General features: G+C 65.0%; 24 protein-coding genes and 1 pseudogene. 15 read left to right on the top strand and 10 right to left on the bottom strand.

The window, feature by feature from the left end; genetic code table 11:
* Positions 1-72: 72 nt before the first annotated feature.
* From CK489_RS03850 to CK489_RS03840, 3 genes are all read right to left on the bottom strand, one after another.
* Positions 73-273 (bottom strand): hypothetical protein, encoded by a 201-nt coding sequence (locus CK489_RS03850; protein ID WP_050629836.1) that lies wholly within the window; start codon positions 271-273, stop codon positions 73-75.
* Positions 274-565: 292 nt separating this feature from the next.
* The gene (locus CK489_RS03845) at positions 566-1,576 is read right to left on the bottom strand and encodes an aldo/keto reductase (protein ID WP_095731364.1); all 1,011 of its coding nucleotides are present in this window, start codon (positions 1,574-1,576) and stop codon (positions 566-568) included.
* A gap of 24 nt (positions 1,577-1,600) precedes the next feature.
* Positions 1,601-2,026 (bottom strand): PaaI family thioesterase, encoded by a 426-nt coding sequence (locus tag CK489_RS03840; RefSeq protein WP_050629838.1) that lies wholly within the window; start codon positions 2,024-2,026, stop codon positions 1,601-1,603.
* Between the two features lie 105 nt (positions 2,027-2,131).
* Here CK489_RS03840 and CK489_RS03835 point away from each other — a divergent pair.
* Positions 2,132-2,760 (top strand): annotated as a pseudogene (locus tag CK489_RS03835) (NUDIX hydrolase).
* A gap of 376 nt (positions 2,761-3,136) precedes the next feature.
* Positions 3,137-4,333 carry a hypothetical protein gene (locus CK489_RS03825; protein ID WP_095731363.1) on the top strand — a complete coding sequence of 399 codons (1,197 nt, stop codon included), beginning with the start codon at positions 3,137-3,139 and terminating at the stop codon, positions 4,331-4,333.
* Positions 4,334-4,448: 115 nt separating this feature from the next.
* Here CK489_RS03825 and CK489_RS03820 read toward each other — a convergent pair whose 3' ends face one another.
* Positions 4,449-4,748 (bottom strand): hypothetical protein, encoded by a 300-nt coding sequence (locus tag CK489_RS03820; protein ID WP_095731894.1) that lies wholly within the window; start codon positions 4,746-4,748, stop codon positions 4,449-4,451.
* A 204-nt stretch (positions 4,749-4,952) separates the two neighbouring features.
* Here CK489_RS03820 and CK489_RS03815 point away from each other — a divergent pair, with 204 nt between their 5' ends.
* Positions 4,953-5,432 carry a hypothetical protein gene (locus tag CK489_RS03815; protein ID WP_050629905.1) on the top strand — a complete coding sequence of 160 codons (480 nt, stop codon included), beginning with the start codon at positions 4,953-4,955 and terminating at the stop codon, positions 5,430-5,432.
* Between the two features lie 19 nt (positions 5,433-5,451).
* The gene (locus CK489_RS03810) at positions 5,452-6,354 is read left to right on the top strand and encodes an HpcH/HpaI aldolase/citrate lyase family protein (protein ID WP_245350246.1); all 903 of its coding nucleotides are present in this window, start codon (positions 5,452-5,454) and stop codon (positions 6,352-6,354) included.
* 14 nt (positions 6,355-6,368) lie between these two features.
* Here CK489_RS03810 and CK489_RS03805 read toward each other — a convergent pair whose 3' ends face one another.
* Both CK489_RS03805 and CK489_RS03800 read right to left on the bottom strand, forming a co-directional pair.
* Entirely contained in the window at positions 6,369-7,583 is a 1,215-nt protein-coding gene (locus CK489_RS03805; RefSeq protein ID WP_050629842.1) for an EAL domain-containing response regulator, read from the bottom strand.
* A 356-nt stretch (positions 7,584-7,939) separates the two neighbouring features.
* Positions 7,940-9,235, bottom strand: a complete 1,296-nt coding sequence (locus CK489_RS03800) for an MFS transporter (RefSeq protein ID WP_095731361.1) — start codon at positions 9,233-9,235, stop codon at positions 7,940-7,942.
* Positions 9,236-9,382: 147 nt separating this feature from the next.
* Here CK489_RS03800 and CK489_RS03795 point away from each other — a divergent pair, with 147 nt between their 5' ends.
* The 4 genes from CK489_RS03795 (at position 9,383) to CK489_RS03780 (ending at position 13,864) form a co-directional block, all read left to right on the top strand.
* Positions 9,383-10,330 (top strand): TAXI family TRAP transporter solute-binding subunit, encoded by a 948-nt coding sequence (locus CK489_RS03795; RefSeq protein ID WP_095731893.1) that lies wholly within the window; start codon positions 9,383-9,385, stop codon positions 10,328-10,330.
* Positions 10,331-10,481: 151 nt separating this feature from the next.
* Complete coding sequence (locus CK489_RS03790; RefSeq protein ID WP_095731360.1) at positions 10,482-12,590, top strand: TRAP transporter permease; 2,109 nt, start codon at positions 10,482-10,484, stop codon at positions 12,588-12,590.
* Positions 12,551-12,964, top strand: coding sequence for a DUF1850 domain-containing protein (locus CK489_RS03785; RefSeq protein WP_095731359.1), 414 nt, complete (start codon positions 12,551-12,553; stop codon positions 12,962-12,964). Before CK489_RS03790 ends, CK489_RS03785 begins: the two co-directional genes overlap by 40 nt.
* A gap of 93 nt (positions 12,965-13,057) precedes the next feature.
* Positions 13,058-13,864 carry an SDR family NAD(P)-dependent oxidoreductase gene (locus CK489_RS03780; protein ID WP_095731358.1) on the top strand — a complete coding sequence of 269 codons (807 nt, stop codon included), beginning with the start codon at positions 13,058-13,060 and terminating at the stop codon, positions 13,862-13,864.
* A gap of 6 nt (positions 13,865-13,870) precedes the next feature.
* Here CK489_RS03780 and CK489_RS03775 read toward each other — a convergent pair whose 3' ends face one another.
* On the bottom strand, positions 13,871-14,641 hold the full coding sequence (locus tag CK489_RS03775) for a hypothetical protein (protein ID WP_095731357.1): 771 nt from the start codon (positions 14,639-14,641) through the stop codon (positions 13,871-13,873).
* 71 nt (positions 14,642-14,712) lie between these two features.
* Entirely contained in the window at positions 14,713-16,257 is a 1,545-nt protein-coding gene (locus CK489_RS03770) for a cation:proton antiporter (RefSeq protein ID WP_095731356.1), read from the bottom strand.
* A 161-nt stretch (positions 16,258-16,418) separates the two neighbouring features.
* On the opposite strand from CK489_RS03770, the gene CK489_RS03765 reads away from it, so the two are divergent.
* From CK489_RS03765 to CK489_RS03750, 4 genes are all read left to right on the top strand, one after another.
* Positions 16,419-17,189 (top strand): hypothetical protein, encoded by a 771-nt coding sequence (locus tag CK489_RS03765; protein ID WP_502694107.1) that lies wholly within the window; start codon positions 16,419-16,421, stop codon positions 17,187-17,189.
* Positions 17,190-17,317: 128 nt separating this feature from the next.
* Positions 17,318-19,225: a propionyl-CoA synthetase gene (locus CK489_RS03760; RefSeq protein WP_050629846.1), complete on the top strand. Its 1,908-nt coding sequence runs from the start codon at positions 17,318-17,320 to the stop codon at positions 19,223-19,225.
* 369 nt (positions 19,226-19,594) lie between these two features.
* Positions 19,595-19,867: a hypothetical protein gene (locus CK489_RS03755; protein ID WP_095731355.1), complete on the top strand. Its 273-nt coding sequence runs from the start codon at positions 19,595-19,597 to the stop codon at positions 19,865-19,867.
* A 4-nt stretch (positions 19,868-19,871) separates the two neighbouring features.
* Entirely contained in the window at positions 19,872-20,963 is a 1,092-nt protein-coding gene (locus CK489_RS03750; RefSeq protein ID WP_158226405.1) for an acyltransferase family protein, read from the top strand.
* Positions 20,964-21,068: 105 nt separating this feature from the next.
* Here the strand turns inward: CK489_RS03750 and CK489_RS03745 are convergent, their stop codons facing one another.
* A complete protein-coding gene (locus CK489_RS03745; protein WP_198960825.1) occupies positions 21,069-21,761 on the bottom strand; it encodes a DUF1013 domain-containing protein in 693 nt (230 codons plus the stop codon).
* Positions 21,762-22,002: 241 nt separating this feature from the next.
* Between CK489_RS03745 and ispH the strand changes: the two genes are divergently transcribed.
* The 3 genes from ispH to rnhA are packed head-to-tail and all read left to right on the top strand — an operon-like array spanning position 22,003 to position 24,412.
* The gene (gene ispH / locus CK489_RS03740) at positions 22,003-22,977 is read left to right on the top strand and encodes a 4-hydroxy-3-methylbut-2-enyl diphosphate reductase (protein WP_050629849.1); all 975 of its coding nucleotides are present in this window, start codon (positions 22,003-22,005) and stop codon (positions 22,975-22,977) included.
* A 5-nt stretch (positions 22,978-22,982) separates the two neighbouring features.
* The gene (locus tag CK489_RS03735; RefSeq protein ID WP_095731352.1) at positions 22,983-23,963 is read left to right on the top strand and encodes a homoserine kinase; all 981 of its coding nucleotides are present in this window, start codon (positions 22,983-22,985) and stop codon (positions 23,961-23,963) included.
* Entirely contained in the window at positions 23,951-24,412 is a 462-nt protein-coding gene (rnhA, locus tag CK489_RS03730) for a ribonuclease HI (protein ID WP_430649192.1), read from the top strand. Before CK489_RS03735 ends, rnhA begins: the two co-directional genes overlap by 13 nt.
* 41 nt (positions 24,413-24,453) lie before the next feature.
* Here rnhA and CK489_RS03725 read toward each other — a convergent pair whose 3' ends face one another.
* Entirely contained in the window at positions 24,454-25,284 is an 831-nt protein-coding gene (locus CK489_RS03725) for an IclR family transcriptional regulator (protein WP_095731351.1), read from the bottom strand.
* Positions 25,285-25,433: the final 149 nt, after the last annotated feature.

Below are 25,433 nucleotides of genomic sequence, written 5' to 3'. Positions count from 1 at the left end.
GCGGTGCTTCGGCGCCGCCCTGTTTCGTTTCGGGGACGCTGGTTTGAAGGCGAAGGGCCTTCCGCGCTTTCCTCAGTCGTGCAGTTTCATATCCCGGATCATCTCCTCGAACTCCGCCCGCGTCGGCACCGCCAACGGTGCTTGCTGCGCGCTGCTTGCTACGGTGGGACCGTCACACTGCGAGGCGTCGCGCCGAGGCTCGAGGATTGCGGTCAGGCTGGCCCAGCAGACGAACAGCGCTACGATCCAGTCCAGTACATTGGTTGCCGTCATGGCGGCACCAGCATCAGCATTGTCATATGCTGATGGTGCAGCCGACGTGTCCCTTGCGCAATTCGGAAGCTACGAAACGCAACTTCGGCAAAACCGAGAGCCGCATCGGAAGTGCGCTCCCTCTCCCGCTTGCGGGGGAGGGTTGGGGTGGGGGTCTCTCCACGAGTCGCATCGCGGAGAGAGCCCCCACCCGCATCGCATGCCATGCGATGCGACCTCCCCCGCAAGCGGGAGAGGTGCAGCTAGTCTGCGGCCGAAGCGATGCAACCTGACTTCGTCGCCGCCGCTCGTGCTATCCAGTCCGCGCCCGCCGTCCCTCGATCGGGTATGCCGGATCGTTGAAGCCCGGCGTCGAGGGATGGCCTGACACGACGAGGCGGTCGATCAGGGCCTCGTCCTCGGCGGTGAAGCTGTAATCGAGCGCGCGGATGTAATCGTCCCATTGCGCTTCGGTGCGCGGGCCGGCGATCACGGCGCTGACGAACGACGAGTTCAATACCCAGGACACTGCGAACTGCCCGGCGGTGATGCCGCGGCTCTCGGCGTGACGCTTGATCTCCTGCGCGAGCCGCAGGGATTCCGGCCGCCACTCGGTCTGCATCATGCGCTTGTCGTTGCGTCCCGCGCGGGTGTCCGCGGGCGGCGCCGCATCGGGCGCGTATTTGCCGGTCAAGACGCCGCGCGCCAGCGGGCTATAGGGCACGATGCCGAGCCCGTAATAGGCGCAGGCCGGGAAATGCTCGACCTCCGGCATCCGGTTCATTGCGTTGTAATAGGGCTGGCTCGCGACCGGGCGGTCGATGCCGAGCCGGTCGCAGATGTTGCAGATCTCGGCGACGCGCCAGGCGCGGTAGTTCGAGACGCCGAAATAGCGCACCTTGCCGGCGCGGATCAGGTCGCCGATCGCGCGCACCGTCTCGTCGAGCGGCGTCGCATGGTCTTCCTTGTGCAGGTAGTACACATCGATGTAGTCGGTGCCGAGCCGCTTCAGGCTCTCGTCGGCGGCCTGCAACACCCAGCGCCGCGACAGGCCGCCATGGTTGGGATCGTCGCCGATCGGATTGGCGAGCTTGGTCGCGAGCACCCAGTTCGACCTTCTGTTCGAGATCGCGCGGCCGACGACCTCCTCGGACTTGCCCCCATTGTAGGCGTCGGCGCTGTCGATGAAGTTGATGCCGGCCTCGCGCGCCTTGGCCACGATCCGCGACGAGGTCGCCTCATCGGTCGGTCCGCCGAACATCATGGTGCCCAGGCAGATCGGCGAAACCTTCAGGCCGCTGCGGCCGAGCTGGCGATATTGCATCGATCGTTCCTCCGGAATGAGGCGTCAACTCTCGTTCTTCAAGATCTTGAACACGCCGTTGGCCATCGCGATACAGCGCTTGTCGACCGTCACCTCGGCCGTGATGAAGATCAGGCTGCGGGTGGAGCGTACCACGCGCGGCCGCGTCGTCAGGATCTCGCCGATCTTGCCGGCCTCGACGAAATGGGTGTCGAGCTGCACCGTCGCAAGCGTCGGCTTGCCCGAGACGAAGCGCGCGGCCATGCCGCAGGCGCGGTCGGCGAAGGTCATGATCACGCCGCCCTGCACCAGGCCGCGGCGGTTGTGGTGCTTGTCCTCGGTGATCAGCGCAAGCTCGAGCGCGCCGTCCTTCAACCGTTCCCACAAGGGACCGATCAGCGTCAGGAAACCCGTGGTGTCGGCGACCTTCCAGCCGTCGGATTTGAGCTTGTCCGCGGCCTTGGCCGTCATGAGGTGAGGATCCCTTGCCTGCAATTGATTGATCGTGAGTTTGGTCGCGGGAGGCATGCCGTTCGGCTCATTTCATCAAACGCTGATGTGTTGTAGTCAAGCTCAATGGTCCGCACATTTGACGATGCCACCCGGCGGAATATCGCAGAGCTCTGTGCCGCGTTCGCGCGCCAGGCCGCGGCCGATGCGGCGCCGACGCTGAAGCGCGCGGCGGTCGCGATCGCGCTGACCGCAGGTGAGGACAGCAGCAGCGCCGCCTTCCTGCTGACCCGCGCAGCGCACGGCTGCGCGCCCACAGCGCGCAATGGGCGCTGCCGGGCGGGCGCTGCGATGCCGGCGAGACGCAGGCGGAAGCCGCGCTGCGCGAGCTGCACGAGGAGCTCGGCCTTGCGCTGTCCGAGCGCGATGTGCTCGGCATGCTCGACGATTATCCGACGCGGTCCGGCTATCTGATCACGCCGGTCGTGGTCTGGGCCGGCGCGCATGCGGCACTCACGCCGAACCCGGACGAGGTCGCATCCGTCCACCGCGTCGGCCTCGATACGATCGAGCTCGATGACGCGTTCAGCTTCGTGACGATCCCCGAGAGCACGCGGCGGGTGATCCGCTTCCGGCTCGGCGGCCAGCAGATCCATGCGCCGACCGCCGCGCTGATTTATCAGTTCCGTGAGGTGCTCGCCGGGCGCAGCACCCGCGTCGCCGATCTCGAACAGCCGGTGTTCGCATGGAAGTAGGCCGACGCTACCTGTGATGCCGCTTGCGGGCGTTCATCTTCATTGCCTTGCCCTGCGCAACAGGCGGATGAGTCGCGGTCGCGGGTTCCGGAGGCGCGCGCGACACATTCTCGTAACAAGACAACCGTGAACGCGTATCCGGAAACGACCCGCAGTCCGGACGCTCGGCGCGCGCCGGGGCGGCGAGTATCAGAGCGCCAGCGGCGGCGAGCCACAGTGCCGTCCTCATCGCAATCTCCAAGGCCTTCCCGGGACACGCATTCTTCGAAGAACACCGCATTGTGGCGAAAATTCTGGACTTGATCGCGGCATCCGGCCGCCTTCGATCCGGACATTTCCGGGCTGACTTCGCGGCAGTGCTTGCTACAACGAGGCCATGCGCCCGCAATTGATTCGCCTCTCGTCAGGATTTGTCGCGCTCGCGCTTGTCGCCAGCGCGCCGTCTGTATCGGCCGGTGAGGCCGATGCGTTGCCGCCGTCCGTCGCCAATGCGATGGCGCAGGCCTCGCCGCAGGCGATCATGGACTACCGCCGCAAGCTGCAGGAATACGAGGAGGCGCGCGCCGCCTTCGAGCAGGACGCCGGCGCCTATTGGAGCGCGATCGCCGACAAGCGGCGCGGCCGCAATGCGAAGCGGCGCGACCGCGTGCAGATCACGCTCGACGACTACGTGCTGCAGCAGCCGCCGGTCTATGAGGGACCGAAGCGGCCGGTCAATCCGGCTCCCGAGGAGGAGGGCGGCAAGCCGCCGCGTCCGCCCAAGACGATCCCGGTGGTCTCGGATCTGGTCAGGGCGGCGGCCGAACAATTCCAGTTCGCGCCGCAGCGGCCGTCGAGCGAGGTCGAGTTCAAGCGCGCCTATGCCCGCTACGCGCGCGCGGCGGGGCTGACGCCGGAGCAGGCGGTGCGGGTCTATTCATTCGAGACCGGCGGCACCGGCAATTACGACGTGCAGGCAGGCATCGAGCATGGCGGCAAGCGCGCCATCTCCACGGCGATGGGCTACAACCAACTGCTCACCACCAACACCGTCGAGCTGTTGGCCGAGCAGGGCCATGAATTCGTGCGGGATCTGACCGAGCGCGTCGCGAGGACGCAGGGGCCGGCGCGCAAGGCCATGGAGCACAAGCTCGCGGTGCTGAAGAAGATGGTCGCGTTCACGCGGACCGTGCCCGACGACTGGTCGGCACATCAGCGCCTCGCCGATACGCCGCAGGGCTGGGCGTGTCACGCCATGGTGCTCGACATCGATGTCGGTCCGATGCTGCAGACCCACAAGTTGCTGACCTCGGTGATCTTCGCCCGCAACAAGGGCTACGGCCGGCCGCTCACCGCGGCCGAGCTCGAGATGATGAACCTGACCGGCGACGGCACCGGGCTCGACATGGTGACCATGCCGCAGGCGATGCGCGAGCAGGTGCCGACCGCGAACTTCTTCCAGCGCTCGGGCTACGAGCGCAACCCGGTCGCGATCCGTCACAACACCGTGGCCAGGCTGCTTGCCGTCACCAACGAGCGGATGGATTTCAACAGCAACAAGCCCGGCGCGAAGGAATTGGCTGCGGCGTTCTGAGGTCTGCCGAATAACGTCAGAGCTCCGGTTCTGACTGAATCAGAACCGGAGCTCTGTCTCTTCCTTTGACGCGCTTTCTTCAGGAGAACCGGCGTCCACTTCGCTCGAAGACGCTTTAATTCGAGCCGAACATGAACTTGCCGTCGCCCTCGAGATAGGGGCCGGGACGCATGTAGAGCTGGCCGTTGTGGCCGATGAAGAACAGCGTCCCCTTCGGCACCTTCTTGGCGCCCTTCAGCAGCGTGCCGGCATTGCTGGTCCCCATCTTGTAGGTCCAGGTCTTGCCGTCCTTGTCATAGGCGTAGCCCATGTCGGTCTTCAGCTCCCAGGGCGCGGCTTCCTGCGCGAATGCGCATGTCGTCATCGCAGCAAGGGTCGCGGTCGCAATAAAGGTCTTGGTCAAAAAATGCGTCATGATCCACCTCCGGCCGAAAAACGGCGTCGTCCCCACGTTCTTGAACAAATCACGAACGGCGTTCGCGCGTCAATACGACAATCGGCGCGACCGCTCGCTGACATCAGCGACTTTGTGATTTCCCGCGTCAAGCTTGGCGACTATTTTCGCGTTACCGTCTACAAACGCTTCGATTGCCGGAAACACGAGCTGGGGATGATCAGGATGAAGCACGTCATGAAGATTGGTATCGGTGTCGCTCTGTCGTTCATGGCGCTGGCGTCAGTTGCGCAGGCGGACGAATTCAAACTGTCCAACAACCAGCGCATCTCCTGCAGCCGCGGCCTGTCGGCCGGCAAGCTCAAGACGTCGACCTGCAAGTCCTACGCCTATCTGTTCAATGCCAAGACCTCGGAATACTTCCGCTGCCAGGTCTCGCTGGCGCTGACGCAGGACAACAAGGAGGTCATCAACGTCCAGGCCGACGGCAGCTGCACCAAGAAGCCGCGCATCTTCGATACCGACGGCAATTACAGCTTCGATGCCACCGAGACCGAGCCGCCGAACACCAACTCGTTCTTCGGCACCGGTGGCTATGCGATCTGGGCCAGCGACACCACCACCCAGAAGATCCGCGGCTGCATCACCATCTCGTCCGGCCTCGGCTCCGACATCTCGAAATGCCTCGACATGACGTTTCAGTGACGACGGCGCGGGCCGTGTGATGCGCAAGCTGCGCCCAGCCCCGCTCTGCCGCTCCTGGCTGTTTCTCGAAGGCGCCAACGAACAGGTCCTGCAGCACGCGGCCGCCAGCGGCGCCGATGTGCTGATCCACGAGCTCGAGGATTTCACCCCGCCGTCACTGCGTCCGAAGGCGCGGGCGCTGGCGGCCGAGCTCTACGCAGCCTGGCGCGACCAGGGCGCGGTGGTCGCGGTTCGCGTCAACCCGCTGGACCAGGACGGCATGGACGATCTTGCTGCCGTGATGCGCGGCCGTCCTGATATCGTCGCGCTGCCGAAGGTCGCCGAGCCGCACCACGTTATCGGGCTCGACGAGGCGGTGACGCGATTCGAACGCGACTACGGCATCGCTGCGGGATCGACGTCGCTGCTGCCGAACATCGAATTCGCGCGCGGCCTCGTGCAGACCGGTGCGATCGCTGCGGCGAGCCGGCGCACCGTCGGCTGCCTGATGGCCTCCGAAGACCTCGCCGCCGATCTTGGTGCCGAGCGTGGCAGCGACGGCCTGGAGCTCGCCTACGCGCGGCAGCGCTTCATCGTCGAGTGTCGCGCGGCCGATGTCGTCGCGGTCGATTGTCCCTACACTTGGAGCGACGCGGCCGGCGTCGCGCGCGACACGATCTGGGCGCGACGGCTCGGATACACCGCAAAGAGCCTGGTCGATCCCGCGCATGCGGCGATCGTCAACGGCGTTCTCACCCCGAGCGAGGACGAAATGCGCCAGGCGGGCAGGATCGTTGCAGCCTTCGAAGCGGCGCGAACGCAGGGCCTTGGGCGCGTCGAGCTCGACGGCTCGCTGCTGGAAGTCCCGACTTATTCCAACGCAAAGCGGTTGATCGCGCGCGGCGAGGCGCTGCGCGCGATCGATCGCCAAGCTCGAGCCTGACCCGAGGCGGTGCCTCAGGAGGCCGACTCTTTCTCCGAGAAATGCATGCGCGAGCGGGCGAACTTCTTGACGCCCATCGGCTTGCCGAACAGGTAACCCTGGACCTGATCGAAGTCCATCTCATGCGCGGCGAGAAAATCCGCGCGCGTCTCGACCCCCTGGGCCACGACCTGCGCGCCGGCATCGTGGGCGAGCTCGACGATACGCCGGCACACCGTCTGCTTCAGGCGCTGATCGGCGCAGCCGGTGACGTATTGATGATCGACCTTGAGCTGGACGAACGGAAAGTTCGGCAGTCCGAGCAAGGACGGCCAGTTGGCGCCGACATTGTCGATCGAGATGCCGATATTGTGCAGGCGGACGCGCCTGGCGACCTCGATCGCAAGGTCGAGATGATCGACCACCTCGGTGCTGTCGATCTCGATCAGCAGGCCGGCGAAGGCCGCGTGGTCCGGAATCCGGTAACAGAGTTCGCGCACCGCATCATCGTCAGCGAGAAACGAGATCGGCAGGTTGATCGAGAGATTGACCGGCCCGATCTGTTCGAGGAGATAACGCCAGTCCTCGATCGCGCGCTCGATCACGAACTCGGACAGCGCGTGAAAATGCGGATCGCTTTCGTCGGGGATGAAGTAGGCCGGCGGCACGACGCCCCACGCAGGATGGCGCATCCGGATCAGTGCCTCGGCTCCGCTCGGAACGAGCGTCCGGAGATGAATTTTCTGCTGATACCACAGTTCGAGCCAGCCGGCCTTCAGCGCCTCGGGCACGTCCACCGCGGGGCTCGGTGCCGGCTCGAGCGGCAGCAATGACGCGAGACTGTCACGAAGGGTTCCGGCGCTGAACGGCGTGGACAGGGCCGGCAGCATGGCGATGCCGTATTCATCGCCGATCTGCCGGACCGCCTTGACGATGATCGAGTCCGGTTGCCCGATGACGAGGACCTTGCCGCGATAGTCCTTTCTCACCAAAGTCTCGAGAATTTTACTGACTTCGATGCCGTCCACGGACACGCCGAGCACCAGAAGATCGGGCCGTTCCGCGTCCAGCACGGTCTCGAGTTCCAGCGCCTGGCCGCATTCGCTGGTGATAAAGCCGAGATCTTCCAGCGCCTCTGCAAGGAAGGTTCGAAGGTGCTTTTTGCTGTCCGCAATGCATGCGCGCGGGGTCAGCTTGCGATGTCCGAACCATCCGGCTCGTGGTTGTGTGATGTGGCTGATGTGATTCATGCCCCGCCTTGTCCGTAATTACCCCGGCTTGACTCGTACATCTAAGAACCCCGGCAATCATGGAAATTTCTGGTTCATACATTGATTGGCTCGCTAACCTTAAAGCATTCAATTCGAATCAAATGATGCCGGAATCGGCGCATCTCGCCGCGGTTACACGTGCAACAAATGCGTCATCTGACCTTCATGAGCGCGATTGCGCTCGACTCTGGACGCATGCAGAAACATTGAGCGAGTGTGTCATCGAGAGACGATGTTAATGACTGTGGTGCTGTGTCGATGCAGATGCGGAACTGCATCATTGTCGGACATCAGATCGCATCACGCGCGGTGATCCGCGGCGCGTCGCCGGCGAATCAGGTCATCCATTTTTGTGACGTCAAAGTAGATGTGTGTGACGTCGCCGTTGCGGTGCGCAGCGTCTCCGGCATCAACGCGCAGAAGCCGATCAGCCCGGCACCAGCGACGGCGGCAAGGAAAAGAAATGCGGCGCTGTAGCCGGCGTGGACAATGATGAATCCGGCGACCGCCGTGCTCAGCGCGCCGCCGAGACCGGTTGCGGTGGCGATCGCGCCCTGGCTGATGTTGAAATGCCCGGTACCGTGCGTGAGATCGGCAACCACGAGCGGAAACAGCGCGCCGAAGATTCCGGCGCCGATGCCGTCGAGCAACTGCACCGACACCAGCCAGTACGGGTTGTCCGACAGCGGATAGAGCGCGCCGCGCACAGCCAGGACCGCGAGCGCGGTCGCGAAGATCGGCTTGCGGCCCCAGACGTCGGCCTTGCGTCCGACCAGCATCGCAACCGGCACCATCACGATCTGCGCCGCAATGATGCAGACCGACATCAACGATGTGCCGAGGTTGCGATTGACCAAGGCGAGCTTCTGGCCGACCAGCGGCAGCATCGCGGCATTGGCGAAATGAAAGACCACGGTCGAGACCGCAAAGATCAGCAAGGGCTTGCAGGTCACCAGCACGCGAAAGCCGGATGGCCGGTCATGCCGCGCGCCATGCTCCTCCGCGCTATCGTCGAGCCCGCGGGCGACCTGATGGTCGATCGCAGCTGGCGGGATCGACAGCGTCGCGGCGATGCTCGCGAGTGCCATCGCCGCAAGCAGCCAGAACACGACGACCGGGCCGAACCAGTACGCCGTGCCGCCGGCGATCGCGGCGGCCACGGCGTTGCCGGCATGGTTGAACGCCTCGTTGCGGCCGGTGCGCGCCGCGAACGCCTTGGGACCGACAATGCCGAGCGTCACCGCGGCGATCGCCGGCGCGAACACCGAGCCGCTCGCCGCGGCAAGCGCCTGGGTGGCGGCGACCAGCGCAAAGTGGTCGAGCAGCGGCAGCAGCAGGCACGCGACGGTCACGGCCATGGCGGCTGATATCATCAGGCCACGTTTGGCGCGGCTGCGATCGATCAGGGCGCCGGCCGGCGTCTGGGCGACGATCCCGGCGATCGCCGCGATCGACATCACCGACCCGATCGATGCCTCGTCCCACTTCCGTTCGGTCAGCAGGTAGATCGCAAGATACGGGCCGAGCCCGTCCCGCACGTCGGCGAGGAAGAAGTTCAACGCATCAAGCGCGCGCTCAACGGTCGTCGTCCCGGACGGCTGCAAGTGATACCTCGCGGCGGGATTGCGCATTTCAACCCGCTTGCACGCGCCGAGTTCCCGGGCAGGTAAAGTGGTGCTGCCATCAGGGATTTTGGCCGCGCATGCGTCATTTGGATGGGTTGACCCGGCAGGGTTGTGCGGCCAATTTCCGGCCCGGCTTAGGGGAGAATAATGCTCATGAATTCAAGGTTGATGGCTGCTGCGATCGTGGCGGCCAGCGTTTTGGCTGCGCCCGTCGCGCAAGCCGAGCAGTTCATTAATGTGCTCACCGGCGGCACTTCCGGCGTCTATTATCCGCTCGGCGTCGCGATCGGGAAGATCTACGGCGAAAAGATCTCCGGCGTGAAGACCCAGGTGCAGGCAACCAAGGCCTCGGTCGAGAACCTGGTGCTGCTGCAGCAGGGCCGCGGCGAGATTGCCTTCACGCTCGGCGATTCGCTGAAGGCGGCCTGGGAAGGCGACACCGAGGCCGGCTTCAAGACCAAGCTCGACAAGCTGCGCACGATCGGCGCGATCTATCCGAACTACATCCAGATCGTCGCGACCGCCGAGAGCGGCATCAAGACGCTGGCCGACCTCAAGGGCAAGAGCCTGTCGGTCGGCGCGCCGAAATCCGGCACCGAGCTCAACTCCCGCGCGATCCTGGCGGCCGCCGGCATGAGCTACAAGGATCTCGGCAAGGTCGAGTATCTGCCGTTCGCCGAATCGGTCGACCTGATGAAGAACCGCCAGCTCAACGCCACGCTGCAATCCGCCGGCCTCGGCGTCGCCTCGCTGAAGGACCTCTCGACCTCGAGCGAGATCACCGTGGTCGCCGTGCCGAAGGAGACCGTCGACAAGATCGGATCGCCCTTCGTCTCCGTGATCATTCCGGCCAACACCTATACCGGCCAGGACAAGGACGTGCCGACCGCTGCGGTCGTGAACTACCTCGTCACCTCGAGCGCGGTGTCGGACGATCTGGCCTATCAGATGACCAAGCTGGTCTACGAATCACTGCCGGAACTCGCCAATGCCCACGCCGCGGGCAAGGAGATCAAGCTCGAGGCCGCCGCGACCGGCAGCCCGGTGCCGCTGCATCCCGGCGCGATCCGCTATTACAAGGAAAAGGGCCTGATCAAGTAAGGCCGGTTGCTTCGAGCGTGCATGGCCGGGCTGGACCCGGCCACGCATCTTTCCAAAGACGTTGATATTTCGATGGATACGCAGGTCGGGCCCGCGCATGACGTGCGGTGGGGCGCTATAAACCTCGCGGGCACGGCGGGGGACTGATTCAATGCAGCAGCAGGCTGAGGGCGTTGAGCCGATCAAGGTCGAATTCGACAATTTCGAGCATGGCTTTCCGGAAGGATTTGGCCCGGGCGCCTGGGGGCATCTGGCTTACGCCATCGGCCTCGCCTTTGCGGTGTTCCAGCTCTATGTCGCGGCTTTCAACTACCTGCCGAGCCAGGTGGTGCGCGGCGTCCATGTCGGTTTCCTGATTCTCCTGACCTTCGGCCTGATCGGCAATTTCACCGCCAAGACTGATTTCGGCCGCGCGGTGAGCTGGATCGTCGGCGCTGCCGGTTTCCTCTGCGGGCTCTATCAGTGGATCTTCTATGCCGACCTGATCGCCCGCGACGGCGATCCGACCAACATGGACCTTGCGGTCGGCACGCTGCTCGCGGTCCTGATCTTCGAGGGCACGCGGCGGCTGATGGGGGCGGCGCTGCCGCTGATGTGCGGCGCCTGTCTGCTGTACTGGTTCTTCGGGCAGTATCTGCCGTCGCCGTTCAATCATCGCGGCTATGACTACGACCAGATCGTCACCCATCTCTCGTTCGGTACCGAAGGCTTCTACGGCGTGCCGATCTACGTCTCGGCGACCTACATCTTCCTGTTCATCCTGTTCGGCTCGTTCCTGGAACGCGCCGGCATGATCCAGCTGTTCACCGACGTCTCGCTCGGCCTGTTCGGCCGCACCCGCGGCGGCCCGGCCAAGGTCGCGGTGTTCGCCTCCGGCATGATGGGCACGATCTCCGGCTCCGGCGTCGCCAACGTCGTCACCGTCGGCCAGTTCACGATTCCCTTGATGATCAAGTTCGGCTACCGCCGCGCGTTCGCCGCCGGCGTCGAGGCCACCGCCTCGATGGGCGGCCAGATCATGCCGCCGGTGATGGGCGCAGTCGCCTTCATCATGGCGGAGACGCTCGGCGTGCCCTATTCGGAGATCGTCAAAGCCGCGGTGATCCCGGCGATCCTGTATTTCGCCTCGGCGTTCTGGATGGTGCATCTGGAGGCCGGCAAGCATGGCCTCGTCGGCATGAAGCGCTCGGAGATCCCGAGCGCGTGGAAGGCGCTGGTGGCGCGCTGGTACCTGGTGTTGCCGCTCGCGGCACTGGTCTACATGCTGTTCGAAGGCTTCACGCCGCTCTATGCCGGCAGCATGGGGCTGGCGCTGACGGTTGCGCTGATCCTCGGCGCCAGCATCACGCTCGGCCTCTCCAACACCGTCGTGCGATACATCTTCTGGATCGGCCTTGCGCTGGTGGTTGCCGCGGTGTCGCGCCACGGGCTCGAGATCGTCCCGGTCATCAGCATCGTCGCCGGGCTGATCGTGATCGCCGCGATCACGCGCGGCGGCCGCGCCACGCTCAGGGCCTGCCGTGACTCGCTTGCCGACAGCGCCAAGTCGGCACTGACCGTCGGCATGGCCTGCGCCATCGTCGGCACCATCATCGGCATGATGACCCAGACCGGCGTCGGCACCATCTTCGGCAGCTGGATCATCGGGCTCGGCGCCAAGAGCCTGTTCCTGGCGCTGATCATGACCATGCTGCTGTCGATCCTGCTCGGCACCGGCATCCCGACGATCCCGACCTACATCATCACAGCGGCGCTGGCGGCGCCGGCGCTCGCCAAGCTCGGCGTGCCGCTGATCGCAAGCCACATGTTCGCGTTCTACTACGGCATCATGGCCGACCTCTCGCCGCCGGTGGCGCTCGCCGCACTGGCGGCGGCGCCGATCGCCAAGGAGAATCCGGACAAGATCGGCTGGGAGGCGATGCGGATCGCGCTCGCGGGCTACGTCATTCCCTTCATCTTCGTCTATTCGCCAGCGCTGATGTTGCAGGGCGGGGACCCGATGGCGGCCCAACTCGGCTTCTACGGCGCAGTGGCGCTGGCGACCTTCAAGGCGCTGGTGGCGATCGCGCTGTTCGGCATCGTCGCGATCGGCTTCCTGTTCACCCGGCTGACCCTGATCGAGATCGCGGTCGCATTCGGGGCTGCGCTCTGCCTGCTCGGCGATTTCCGCTTCTCGGACACCGCGGGCTTCACGCTCGCGGCCGCGGTCGTGCTGTGGCAATGGCGGCAGCGCCCGCGCGACGCGGTGGCGACGGCTTGAGCCTCTGCCTCGCCTCCGCGGGTGTGGTGAAGACGCTGCAGATCGCGGCCTTCACGCTCGCCTGGACGCATTCGATCGAGAAGACCGCCTGGCAGGAAGACTGGCAGGTCACGACGGCCGGGCTCACGCTGCAACAGGCGCGCATCAAGGGCACCGGCGCCGGCATGGAGCCGCCGCCGGAGGCGAAGCTCATCGGCGGCTGGTTTCAATGGTCGCCGCCGCCGGTGCCGAGGGCGGAGGTCGTGCTCGGCAATTCCGGCGCGGCGGGCGAATGGCATCTGTGCCATGCGGGACGCTGCCAGACGCTATCGGAGATTTTCGAGCATCCGATCGGTGCTAATGTCACCACGATGAGTGTGTGTCGCGATCCGTAGCCCGGTGAAACGTCAGCGCAATCCGGGAGCACCGCCCCGGAATTCGCTCCGCTCCGTCCGGGCTACAATGACAACAACAAGGGAGAAAGACCGATGGATCGGCTCAAGGGCAAGGTTGCGATGGTGGTCGGCGCGGGCTCGATCGGGCCGGGCTGGGGCAATGGCAAGGCGACCGCCGTCACCTTCGCGCGCGAGGGCGCCAGCGTGTTCTGCGTCGATCGCAACGGCGCGGCGGCCGAGGAGACGGTCAAGATCATCACCGAAGAGGGCGGCAAGGCGATCGCCTTCACCGCCGATGTCTCGCGCGCCGGCGAGGTCGAGGCGATGGTCGCGGCCTGCCTGAAGGCCTATGGCCGCATCGACGTGCTCGACAACAATGTCGGCATTGCCGAGGTCGGCAGCGTGGTCGAGGTGGCGGAAGCCGAGTGGGATCGCGTGTTCGCGGTCAATTTGAAGAGCGCCTATCTGTCGATGAAGCACGTCATTCCGGTCATGATCAAGCAGGGCGGCGGCTCGATCATCAACATCTCCTCGATCGCCTCGATCCGCCATGTCGGCATTTCCTATGTCAGCTACAATGCCAGCAAGGCGGCGATGAACCAGATGACGCGCTCGACCGCGGTCGAGTTCGCCTCCAAGCATGTCCGCGTCAATGCGATCCTGCCCGGGCTGATGAAGACGCCGATGGTCGCGCATTCGGCCGGGCTCGCGCAGAGCTACGCCAAGGGCGATGTCGAGGCGATGTGGCGCGCCCGCGACGCACAGGTGCCGATGGGGCACATGGGCGACGCCTGGGACGTCGCCAATGCGGCGTTGTTCCTCGCCTCGGACGAATCGAAATATGTCACCGGCATCGAGCTCGTGGTCGACGGCGGCATCACCTCCAAGTCGGGTGCGTGAGCGGCACTATTGCGCGAGGGCCAGGATGCTTCCGGCCAGCGAATGCCACGCCGCCGAGGTGCTGATCGGCCAGTTCAACAGCTTCACGGCGATCAGCGCCAGCCCGCCGCAGATGTAGACCGGGTGCGGACGGCCGCGGGTGCGCCAGTCGAACACGATCGCGACGACCAGCAGCAGATAGGCGACGAACGCGGGCGCAATCGTGACCGGCACCGGAGGCGGGCCGACAGCTCCGGGCGGGGCGAGAAAGGTCAGGAACCAGCGCGCCACCGCGGCATCGAGGATCGAAATCGACGCAAGCAGCATCAGCCGCTTGTGCATTTCGCGGTCGCGCAGGTAGACGATCGCAAGCGCGAACACGACAGCAAAGAACAGGATGCCGCTGAGCGGAACGATCGCAAAGGCCAGGCCTTCATTGATCTGTCCGATCGCCGCCGAACGCTTCATGACGCTGATCGAGGCCACGATGCCCATCATCGTCATTGCGGTCGCCAGCGATATGCCGATCATTCCGACGCTGCGATGCCGTGCGATCCGTCCCGAGGCGGCAAGCCAGCTCTGAAACACGAAATAGAGCGTCCAGGCGAAGAACAGCAGCCCATGCAGATGCACGACGGGAGGCGTCGACAGCGAGCCTTTCGCCATCGGCATCCAATAGGTCGGCGCAAAGCCGAGGAAGGCGACCGCCATGCACGACAGCGCCATGTAGAAGTAGAAGAACTGTGCCTCGACTTTCGCCGAAGTGCGGGGTGAGTTGCGATCAACGAGGATTGTCATGATGTTGGGTCTGACAAACCCCGTGATGGTTCAAATTATCTCAACTCGCGATCTATGCCCGCTGTCATGCGCTAGGCCTCGACGCTGAGCTCGGCGCGGTCGAGCTCTTCCTCGACCAGGTGGAAGGCGTCGTCACCGATGGTCTCGGTGCGCCGCAGGCCGAGCAGCGCCTGCCGCGCTGCCGCGATGGCGCGGCGCCGCAGCGGATCGGCCGGCAGCTCGCGCGAGGACAGGCCGCCGTCCGGGTCGCTCTCGGCGCGCAGCAGCACGGCGCGGTATTCGAGCCGGAGGATTTCGGCTTCCTCCGAAGGATCCGTATCGATCGCCTCGAGCGCGGCGCGAAACGCGACGCCGCGGGCATGGGCCGCCTCGCGTCCGACCGGGTCGTCGTCAGCGAAATTCAGCGCCAGGATCAGCGGCCGCAAGGTCAGGCCCTGGAGCACCAGCGAGCCCAGCACCACGGCAAACGCGGTCAGCAGGATCAGGTCGCGAAACGGAAACCATTCGGGCAGCGCAAACGCGGCTGCCAAGGTGACGATGCCGCGCATCCCGCACCAGGACACGATGAAGCCGCGCTTCAGGGTCGGCACCGCGTCCACCACGTGGGCGGGCAGCCAATGGCGCGCCTTCAGCGTGCGCAATAGCGCGCCGTAGGGCATCACCCAGAGGATGCGGGCGAGAATCACGACGGCAAGGATCGCGGCGGCAAAGCTGCAATATTTCCACCGCACCTCGGCGTCGAGCTCGGACCAGATCGGGCGCAGTTGCAGGCCGATCAGCATGAAGGCCAGCACGTTGAGTACGAACACCACGGTTTCCCACACCGCATAGGACGACACCCGCAGCCGCGCGGAAGTGCGCGCCGGCGCGGTGCGGGCAATGGTGATCGCATAGGCGATGATGGTGAGGATGCCGGACAGCCCAAGATGCTCGGCCACGATCCACACCATGAAGGTGCCGCCGAACTGGGTGATGATCGCGCTCGGCGCCTCGGTGATGCGGCGGGTGATCACCATCCAGACCTGCGCGAACAGATAACCGGCGGCAAGGCTGCCGACCAGCGCGATCGTGATCGACGGCACGAATTCGCGGATCTTCATGTGCTCGGCGGCGACCAGGCCGACCGCGACCCGATAGATCAGCAATGCGCTGGCATCGTTGAGCAGGCTTTCGCCCTCGAGGATCTTCTGGATCCGGTAGGGCAGCTTGACCTGGCGCAGGATCGCGGTGGCGGCCGCGGCATCCGGCGGCGCCACGATGGCGCCGAGCGCGATCGCAACCGGCCAAGGCATGTCCGGCCGCAGCCAGTGCGCAACCACGGCGACCGCCGTCGTGGTGACGCCGACCGCGACCACGACCAGCGTCGAGACCGGCAGCCAGTTGTTGCGGAGATCGCGCAGCGAGGTGTCGAAGGCGGCGTCGAGCAGCACGGGCGCAACGAACAGCGCCAGCGCCAGCTCCGGTTCCAGCGCCCAGGTCGGCGCCCACGGCAGCAGGGTCAGCAGCACGCCGCCGATCGCCAGGAAGGTCGGGTAGGGCACCTTGATCCGCCGTGCCAGCGCCGACAGCGCCACCGCTGCGAGCAACAGGCCGATGATCCATTCAAACGTGAGCAAGGCGAACCCCCAAAGTGCGGCGCGCGACGTGCTGCCGCGAGCGCGACACCCATTGCAGCCGATCGTCGCAATTGACGTATAGTCCAGCGTGTGGTTTGGCGGCAAATGGCGCTGCCGGAAAATCGGGGCCGGCGGTTCAGGCGCGGGATGTCTTGTCGGTGATGGGAATACGACGCAACTCTGCAAAGCTGGCTGTCGCGCTGACCTGCGCATGCCTGTCGGTCGCATCGGGCGTTGCGTACGCGACCGGCAGCGAGCCCGGCAAGGATGTGCAGGCCGATCCTGGCCCCTGCAATGCGGCGGTTGCGGCAGCCGATGACGACAAGATCATCGAGGCCTGCGGCGCGCTGATCGACAATGAGAAGGCGACGAAGCCCGATCGCGTCAAGGCCCTGACCGCGCGCGCCGGTGCCTATGACCGCAAGCAGCTGATCGATCGCGCGATCGCCGACTACGACACCGTGCTCAAGCTCGATCCGGCGCTTGCCGATGCCCACAATGCGCGCGGCGAGCTGTGGCGGCGCAAGGGCGACCGGCCGAAGGCGATCATGGATTTCGGCGCCGCCGTCAAGCTCAATCCGGATCACGCAGCCGCAAAGGCCAACTACAAATCGCTGTCGCTGGAGCTGGAGCGGATTGGCGCCATGATGGCGGTCGCCGGCAAGCCGAGCTTCGACTGCCGCAAGGCGCGCCGGCCGGTCGAAAAGGCGATCTGCGCCAATCCTGAGCTTGCCGATCTCGATCGCGAGATCGGCGCATCGACCTTTCGGACGGTGCGCGAGGCCGGGGATCCGCGCCAGGCGCGCGAACTGCAACGCGCGCAGGATGATTTCATCGCCCGCCGCAATGCCGAATTCGGCAAGCCGGGCTATGACCTGCAAAAGGCGATGCGGGAGCGGTTGCGGCAGATCAACGGGGTCGACGGCTACTAGTGCTAACGTCGGTAAGTTTGCGGCTTGAATTATCGGTCGAGCCAATGACAATGACCGCTAAAGAGAGCCAACCATCCAGCTTCGTCATGCCCGGCCATGACGATGGAGCGAGGCGAGGGAGAAGCGCGATGAACATTCAGCAGAGCCGGTATCATGAGGTGCATGCCCGCTCGCTTCGGGACCCCGAGGGGTTTTGGGCCGAGGCAGCGCGCGAGATCGACTGGATCGAGCCGGCGAAGAAGATCTTCGATCCCTCGATGGGCGCCTATGGACGCTGGTTCACCGGCGCCGTGGTCAACACCTGCCACAACGCGCTGGACCGCCATGTCGCCGGAGGTCGCGCTGACCAGGTCGCGCTGATCCACGATTCCCCACTCACCAACTCGATCACCAAATTCACCTATTCGGAGCTGCTGAAGGAGGTGCAGACGCTCGCCGCGATCATGCAGGATTTCGGCGTGGCCAAGGGCGATCGCGTCATCCTCTATATGCCGATGGTGCCGGAGGCCGTGGTCGCGATGCTCGCCTGCGCGCGGATCGGCGCGGTGCACAGCGTGGTGTTCGGCGGCTTTGCGGCCAAGGAACTCGCGACCCGTATCGACGACGCCAAGCCGAAGCTGATCTTCTCGGCGAGCTGTGGCATCGAACCCGGGCGCATCGTGCAGTACAAGCCGCTGCTCGACGAGGCGATCCGCCTTGCCGCCGTCAAGCCGGAGACCTGCATCATCCTGCAGCGGCCGCAGCAGGCGTGCGAGCTCACTGCGGGCCGCGACCATGACTGGGCGACGCTGCGCCGTGCCGCGCTCGACGCCGGCAAGGCCGCGCCCTGCGTGCCGGTCGCCGCGACCGATCCGCTCTACATTCTCTACACCTCGGGCACGACCGGAATCCCGAAGGGCGTGGTGCGCGACAATGGCGGCCATCTCGTCGCGCTGAAATGGTCGATGGAAAATCTCTACGGCGTCAAGCCGGGCGAGATCTGGTGGTGCGGATCCGACATCGGCTGGGTGGTCGGCCACTCCTACATCGTCTATGGCCCGCTGATCCACGGCGCGACCACGATCATGTATGAAGGCAAGCCGGTCGGCACGCCGGATGCCGGCGCGTTCTGGCGCGTGATCAGTGAGCACAAGGCGGTCGCCCTCTTCACCGCGCCGACCGCGTTCCGCGCGATCAAGAAGGAAGATCCCGAGGGCAAGTTCATCCGGAACTACGATCTCTCCAGCTTCCGCACCCTGTTCCTTGCCGGCGAGCGCGCCGATCCGCCGACGGTGGAGTGGGCGGAGCAGCAGCTGAAGGTGCCTGTCATCGATCACTGGTGGCAGACCGAGACCGGCTGGTGCATCGCCGGCAATCCGGTTGGCCTCGGCATGCTGCCGGTCAAGCACGGTTCGCCGACGGTGCCGATGCCGGGCTATCAGGTCGACATCGTCGACGAGGCGGCGAAGCCTGTGCCGGCGGGCACCATGGGCTCGATTGTGATCAAGCTGCCGATGCCGCCGGCCTGCCTGCCGACGCTGTGGCAGCAGGACGATCGCTTCAAGGACGCCTATCTCTCGGAATTCCCCGGCTACTACAAGACCTCGGATGCCGGCTACAAGGATGAGGACGGCTATGTCTGGGTGATGGGCCGCACCGACGACATCATCAATGTCGCCGGTCACCGGCTTTCCACCGGCGGCATGGAAGAGATCCTGGCTTCGCATCCCGATGTCGCCGAATGCGCCGTGCTCGGTGTCAAGGACACGATCAAGGGCGAGGTGCCCTGCGGCTTCCTGGTGCTGAAGGCCGGCGTGACCAAGGCGCCGGACCAGGTCGAGAAGGAAGTGGTGGCGCTGGTGCGCGAGAAGCTCGGCCCAGTCGCCGCATTCAAGCTCGCGATCACCGTGGCGCGGCTGCCGAAGACCCGCTCCGGCAAGATCCTGCGTGGCACCATCAAGAAGATCGCCGACGCCGAGCCGTGGACCATGCCGGCGACGATCGAGGACCCGAAGGTGCTCGACGAGATCGGCGAGGCGCTGAAGGGCAAGGCGTAGCTCGACGTCGCAAGCGCTGTGCTAGGTTCGATGGAGAGAGTGTGCCGTGTGCACCCCTCTCCCTAACCCACCCCCGCAAGGGGGGAGGGAACCCTTCCGCCATTGGCTCCCTCACGTAAGATGAGTTGAGGTGCGTGCAGTTGGCCCTGCGCCGCGTGAGGTAAGCACGCGGGTCAGGCTCCCTCCCGCTTGCGGGGGAGGGCTGGGGAGAGGGGTGGCCCCGAGCAAGATGATCGATCAGGGCGCGAACCGTACAATCGGGACGCTCACCATCGGAACGCATCCGGAAGCAAAATGGCCTTGATTTTGATGGATTGCCGGGTCATCCCGGCCTTTCAGACTCACAGGCCACCAGATACGGACCACCGGATGCGATCCATTTCCGCACGCGCGCCCCTCGCCCTGCTGCTCGCACTGCCGCTGCTGGCAGGTTGCCTCGAACGCGGGCGATCGCCGATCGCGGAGAGCATGGGCGACGACGATCAGTATTGCCAGGGGGGCGGCAAGGTTGCGGTCGGCTCGCCCGAATATGTCGCCTGCCGCAAGGACCGCGACGTCCAGCGACAGAACGCCGAAGCCCGCACCGATCGGCGGCAGCGCGATCTCGGCGAATACATGATGAACAATCCGGACCGGCACTAGCGCGGTGATTGCGGCCCTGCCGGGACGGGACAGGATCGGAGAGCTCGACGGGCTGCGCGCGATCGCGCTTCTGATCGTCGTCATCTGGCACTATTTCGGCACGCCGGACGGACCAGAGAGCTGGCCGTGGAAATTGCTGCATGTCGGCCGCTTCGGCGTCGACCTGTTCTTCATCCTGTCCGGCTATCTCATCACCGATATCCTGCTGCGCCACCGCGCAGCCGAACGATACTACTCGGCGTTCTACGGCAGGCGCGCGTTCCGCATCTGGCCGCTCTATTATCTGATGTGCGCCGGCGCCGTGATCGGCTGGTACTTCGCGTTAAGCCCCGATCTGTTCGACACCAGGGGCGTGCCCGGCTGGCTGTATCTGTTCGGCCTGCAGAATTTCGGCATGGCCAAGGCGCAGACCGATGGCGCCTACTTTCTGGCCGTCACCTGGTCGCTTGCAATCGAGGAGCAGTTCTATCTGCTGTTTCCATTGCTGGTCCGGAACATCCCGCCCGAGCGGCTGTTCGCGATCCTGCTGGTGCCGATCCTGATCTGCCCGATCGGGCGGCTGATCGATAGCGCGCTGCCGGACGCCTATGGCTGGTACGTGCTGCCGCAATTCAGGATCGATTCGCTCGCGATCGGCGCGCTGATCGCCTGGTGGCGCCTCTATCGCAAGCCGGATGCCGAGATATCGAGGCTTGTCGCAAACATCCTCAAATGGTCGAGCTTCTCGCTGCCGCTGCTGTGGCTGTTCGGATGGAAGCGCTGGTCGGTGGCGTTCTCGCACACCCAGGTCGAGATCTTCTTCGGTGCCCTGCTGTTCGTCGTTCTGGAAAATCGCGGTTCGCCAAGGCTCGCACTGCTGCGCAGTTCGGCCGCGACCTTCTTCGCCAGAACTTCCTACGCGGCGTATCTCACCCACCACGTCATCGTGTACCTGCTGTTCGCCGTGCTCCATGAGCCGAGAACGATCGAGAGCCTCGCCGGCATCTCGCTGACCTTCGGCGCGCTCGTGCTGACCTTTGGGCTGTGTGCCCTGAGCTATCGCTACTTCGAACGTCCGCTGCTCGACTTCGCCCACCGGCGCTTCTCGTTCGCCTGAGCGAAGGCGCGCGCGGGGATCAAGGCCATTCGTGCGCCCAAATGAAAACGCGGCGGGGTGGCTCGCCGCGTTTCGTATCCGTTCGTCGTGTTGCGACGTTCGCGCTTACTCTTCGTCGTCGGCCTTCTTGCCGCCGATCGTCTTCAGCTTGGCGAACACGGCATCAACGTTGAGATCGTCGTGGCGCTCGATCGGCTGATCGTCCTCTTCCTTGCGCGTGGTCTCGGAGGCCGGCAGCAGCGTGGCGCCGCCGTAGACGGTCGTGGTCGGCTTCTCCTTGGCGGCGCGCTGGACCTCGAAATCGAGCTCGATCTGCGAGCACAGGCCGAGCGTCACCGGGTCCATCGGCGTCAAGGTCGATGCGTTCCAGTGGGTGCGGTCGCGCACGCTCGCGATCGTGGTCTTGGTGGTGCCGACCAGCCGCATGATCTGGGCATCCTTCAACTCGGGGTGGTTGCGCACCAGCCAGAGGATCGCGCTCGGCCGCTCATGGCGGCGCGACACCGGGGTGTAGCGCGGGCCCTTCTTCTTGGCGGCGGACGGCAGCACCACCTTGCTCTCCTGGAGCTTGAGGCGGTAGTTCTGGTCGCGCTCGCCGCGCTCGATCTCCTCGCGGGTCAGCTGGCCGTTGGAAATCGGATCCATGCCCTTGATGCCCTGGGCGGCGTCGCCGTCGGCGATAGCGCGAACCTCGAGGGGGTGCATTTTGGTAAAATCGGCCACCTGATCGAAGGTCAGGGCGGTATTGTCGACCAACCACACGGCAGTCGCCTTCGGCATCAGCGGTGCGTTGCTCATGGCAAATCTCCTTTGTGCTTCGCCCACCTCTGTCGAGGCGAAGCTGGTAGTCATCGGCGATGACGGGAATTATAGGGCCTATATAAGCCCTCAGGGGGGAATGGCGCAATGGGCCAGCAAAATCGCCTTGACAGCGCCCGAAAGCAGTCCCAAGTCCTTACCTTAACTGGCCGTTCCCCGCCCGCCGGCGAGGGGTGATTCGGTCCCGAAATTGCCCCGACACAGCCCCGAGACCAGCCCGATGTCAGCGAAAAAACCCGATCTTAAAATCGTGCTTTGTTCCCCCCGCGGCTTTTGCGCCGGGGTGGTCCGCGCCATCGACACGGTCGAGCGCGCCCTCACCATTTATGGCGCCCCGGTCTATGTCCGGCACGAGATCGTCCATAACAAATACGTGGTGGACAGCCTGAAGACCAAAGGCGCCATTTTCGTCGAGGAATTGTCCGAAATTCCCGACGAAACCAACGCCCCGGTGGTGTTCTCGGCCCATGGTGTTCCCAAGTCGGTTCCGGCCGAGGCCAAATCCCGCAATTTCTTCTCGCTGGACGCGACCTGCCCGCTGGTGACCAAGGTCCACCGCGAGGCGGCGATCCATTTCAAGCGCGGCCGCGAGATCCTCTTGATCGGGCATTCCCACCATCCGGAGGTGGTCGGCACCCTGGGCCAGCTGCCCGAGGGCGCCGTGACCCTGATCGAGACCGCCGAGGATGCCAAAACCTTCGTGCCGAAGGACCCTGACAATCTCGCCTTCGTGACCCAGACCACGCTGTCGATCGACGACACCGCGGAGATCGTGGCGCTGCTCAAGGAGCGCTTCCCGAACGTCAACGGTCCGCACAAGGAAGACATCTGCTACGCCACCACCAACCGCCAGCTTGCGGTCAAGAAGGTGGCGCCGGTGGTCGATGCCCTGATCGTGGTCGGCGCGCCGAACTCGTCGAACTCGCAGCGCCTGCGCGAGGTCGCCGAGCGCGAGGGCTGCCCCATTGCAATTCTTGCCCAGCGGGCCAGCGACATCGACTGGGCGCGTTTCGAAGGCATCAGGAGCCTAGGCATCACCGCGGGCGCTTCGGCGCCGGAGGTGATCGTCGAGGAGATCATGGGCGCCTTCGCCGAGCGTTATGAACTGCACGTGGAGACGGTCTCGGCCGCGGAAGAGAACGAGTTCTTCCCGCTGCCGCGTTCGCTGCGGCCCGACGCTGCCGCGGCGGAATAGACCATATGGCGGTCTACACCGACGTTGCCGCCGAAGATCTCGCGGAATTCCTCAAAAGCTACGACATCGGCGAATTGCTCTCCTACAAGGGCATCGCCGAGGGTGTCGAGAATTCGAACTTCCTGCTGCACACCAGCCAGGGCGCCTACATCCTCACGCTCTATGAGAAGCGTGTGGCGGAGGATGACCTGCCGTATTTCCTGTCGCTGATGGCGCATCTCGCCGCGCGCGGCGTGTCGTGCCCGCAACCGGCGCGCAACCGCAATGGCGAGGTCACGAGCCGGCTTGCCGGCCGGCCCGCGGCGATCATCAACTTCCTCGAGGGCGTGTGGCCGCGGCGGCCGAACGTCGCGCATTGCTCCGGGGTCGGCGAGGCGCTGGCGAAAATGCATCTCGCGGGTGCCGACTTTCCGCTGGTACGCAAGAACCCGCTGTCGGTCTCCGGCTGGCGGCCGCTGTTCGATCTCGCCGCCGCGCGCGCCGACAGCGTGCAGGTGGGCCTGCACGACTTCATCGCGCGCGAGCTCGATCATCTCGAAGCCGCCTGGCCGTCCGATTTGCCGGTCGGCGTGATCCATGCCGATTTGTTTCCCGACAACGTGTTCTTTCTCGGCGACAAGCTTTCGGGCCTGATCGACTTTCCGTTCGCCTGCAACGACATCCTGGCCTACGACGTAGCGATCTGCCTCAACGCCTGGTGCTTCGAGCCGGATCATTCCTTCAACGTCACCAAGGCCCGCGCGCTGCTCAACGCCTATGGCCGCGAGCGGCCATTGTCGGCGGCGGAGGAGGCGGCGCTGCCGCTGCTGGCGCGCGGTGCGTCGATGCGCTTCCTGCTGACGCGGCTGGTCGATTTCCTCAACGTGCCCGAGGGCGCGCTGGTGCAACCGAAGGACCCGCTGGAATATGTCCGCAAGCTGCGCTTCCAGCAGAATGTCGCAAGCTTGAACGACTACGGCATCACGCCGGCCGGATGCGCGGCGTGAACGACAAGCCGCATGTGATTGTCTTCACCGATGGTGCCTGCTCCGGAAATCCGGGCCCGGGCGGCTGGGGCGCGATCCTCAGGTTCGGCGACAAGGAAAAGGAACTGAAGGGCGGCGAGGCGCACACGACCAACAACCGCATGGAGCTGATGGCGGCGATCTCGGCGCTGGAAGCCCTGAAGAAGCCGTGCGTGGTCGACCTCACCACCGACAGCCAGTATGTCCGCCAGGGCATTACCGGCTGGATCCATGGCTGGAAGCGCAATGGCTGGCGCACCGCCGACAAGAAGCCGGTCAAGAATGTCGAGCTGTGGCAGCGCCTCGACGCCGCGCTGAAGCCGCACGAGGTGCGCTGGCACTGGATCAAGGGCCATGCCGGCCACGCCGAGAACGAACGCGCCGACGAGCTGGCGCGTGAGGGCGTCGCGATGGCGAGGCTGAAGGGATAGGGACGCGACGTGCCGGATCGCCTGGTCAAACCGGGCGATGTTCAGTGGCTGAAGTTTCGCGTTTCCTTCTTAAGACACGCGATCATTTGTGCGCCGTCGCGGGGATTGACCCGCTCCTGCCGACCCATCACCGCGATCACCCCAACCAGTGTCGCCGTTCGATCGAACAAGGGAAACGCGGCAGCACTCACGCCTTGCATCAAGTGTCCCTCGTTGTAGGCGTAACCTTGGTCGCGGACCTCTGTGATCAACCGATCGATCGCAGCGGGATCGCGCGCAAACAGGTTCAAGCCGCCGACGGCGTCGAGTTCGGTTCTGATCAAGGGGTCGCTGAAATGCCGCGGCAGGAACGAGGCAAAGGCCAGCCCGGTCGCGGTCGCGAGTATCGGCAGCACCGCGCCGATCCGCATCGTCATGATGATCGGCTGGCTGCTTTCCTCGATGTGGACGATGGTCGGGCCTTGTGCGCCCCACACTGACAGGACCAGAGTTTCGTCGATGCGGTCGCGCAACTCGCGCTGGAGCGCAATGGCATCCTTGAGCGGCTGATATGAGTTGAGCGCCGCAAGTCCAAGCTTCACGGCGAGCGGACCGAGCGCGTACTGGCGTGTATCGGGATCCTGACGCGCCAGGCCGGTCACGAGAAAACTGGACAGGTAGCGATGGATTTTGCCGGGAGACATGTGGCCGGCGGCCGCGAGTTCGCGCAGGGCAACCGGCGGCTGTGCGCGCGCAAGGTGGTCGAGGATATGCCCGGCGACCTCGACCGCCTTGATTCCCCTACGATCTTCGACCTTCATCCAGTGTTCCTCCCGCATATCGCAATGCGAAACGCTGCGGCACCATTCCCTGGAAATCGGCCAGCGCAGCATAGTGCGGTGTTCCGCATTGAGGAACGGCTATCCCGAAAATTCCTCGCTCGGTCGCTCGCGCCGGCGCTTAATGGCAAAGGCCTGCCGCGCGCGTGCGGCGCGCAAGATCAACCGGCGAAAAGACCGGTGATCCCCGGTCTCGTCATCGG

It is taken from the genome of Bradyrhizobium sp. UFLA03-84 (genome assembly GCF_002289535.1).
GTDB classification, from domain to species: Bacteria; Pseudomonadota; Alphaproteobacteria; order Rhizobiales; family Xanthobacteraceae; genus Bradyrhizobium; species Bradyrhizobium viridifuturi.
Note: the sequence above shows the minus strand (reverse complement) of the source record. Positions and strands in the feature narration are given on the sequence as shown.

Bases quoted from the DNA above. Each gene is read 5' to 3' on its own strand.
- CK489_RS03785 (WP_095731359.1), top strand. From the start codon at position 12,551: ATGGCGGCAGCGCCCGCGCGACGCGGTGGCGACGGCTTGAGCCTCTGC.
- CK489_RS03755 (WP_095731355.1), top strand. From the start codon at position 19,595: ATGCGATCCATTTCCGCACGCGCGCCCCTCGCCCTGCTGCTCGCACTG.
- CK489_RS03825 (WP_095731363.1), top strand. From the start codon at position 3,137: ATGCGCCCGCAATTGATTCGCCTCTCGTCAGGATTTGTCGCGCTCGCG.
- CK489_RS03745 (WP_198960825.1), bottom strand. From the start codon at position 21,761: ATGAGCAACGCACCGCTGATGCCGAAGGCGACTGCCGTGTGGTTGGTC.
- CK489_RS03800 (WP_095731361.1), bottom strand. From the start codon at position 9,235: ATGCGCAATCCCGCCGCGAGGTATCACTTGCAGCCGTCCGGGACGACG.
- CK489_RS03780 (WP_095731358.1), top strand. From the start codon at position 13,058: ATGGATCGGCTCAAGGGCAAGGTTGCGATGGTGGTCGGCGCGGGCTCG.
- CK489_RS03850 (WP_050629836.1), bottom strand. From the start codon at position 273: ATGACGGCAACCAATGTACTGGACTGGATCGTAGCGCTGTTCGTCTGC.
- CK489_RS03725 (WP_095731351.1), bottom strand. From the start codon at position 25,284: ATGCTGCGCTGGCCGATTTCCAGGGAATGGTGCCGCAGCGTTTCGCAT.
- CK489_RS03790 (WP_095731360.1), top strand. From the start codon at position 10,482: ATGCAGCAGCAGGCTGAGGGCGTTGAGCCGATCAAGGTCGAATTCGAC.
- CK489_RS03815 (WP_050629905.1), top strand. From the start codon at position 4,953: ATGAAGCACGTCATGAAGATTGGTATCGGTGTCGCTCTGTCGTTCATG.
- CK489_RS03775 (WP_095731357.1), bottom strand. From the start codon at position 14,641: ATGACAATCCTCGTTGATCGCAACTCACCCCGCACTTCGGCGAAAGTC.
- CK489_RS03820 (WP_095731894.1), bottom strand. From the start codon at position 4,748: ATGACGCATTTTTTGACCAAGACCTTTATTGCGACCGCGACCCTTGCT.
- CK489_RS03810 (WP_245350246.1), top strand. From the start codon at position 5,452: ATGCGCAAGCTGCGCCCAGCCCCGCTCTGCCGCTCCTGGCTGTTTCTC.
- CK489_RS03805 (WP_050629842.1), bottom strand. From the start codon at position 7,583: ATGAATCACATCAGCCACATCACACAACCACGAGCCGGATGGTTCGGA.
- rnhA (WP_430649192.1), top strand. From the start codon at position 23,951: ATGCGCGGCGTGAACGACAAGCCGCATGTGATTGTCTTCACCGATGGT.
- CK489_RS03795 (WP_095731893.1), top strand. From the start codon at position 9,383: ATGAATTCAAGGTTGATGGCTGCTGCGATCGTGGCGGCCAGCGTTTTG.
- CK489_RS03765 (WP_502694107.1), top strand. From the start codon at position 16,419: ATGGGAATACGACGCAACTCTGCAAAGCTGGCTGTCGCGCTGACCTGC.
- CK489_RS03840 (WP_050629838.1), bottom strand. From the start codon at position 2,026: ATGACGGCCAAGGCCGCGGACAAGCTCAAATCCGACGGCTGGAAGGTC.
- CK489_RS03845 (WP_095731364.1), bottom strand. From the start codon at position 1,576: ATGCAATATCGCCAGCTCGGCCGCAGCGGCCTGAAGGTTTCGCCGATC.
- CK489_RS03760 (WP_050629846.1), top strand. From the start codon at position 17,318: ATGAACATTCAGCAGAGCCGGTATCATGAGGTGCATGCCCGCTCGCTT.
- CK489_RS03735 (WP_095731352.1), top strand. From the start codon at position 22,983: ATGGCGGTCTACACCGACGTTGCCGCCGAAGATCTCGCGGAATTCCTC.
- ispH (WP_050629849.1), top strand. From the start codon at position 22,003: ATGTCAGCGAAAAAACCCGATCTTAAAATCGTGCTTTGTTCCCCCCGC.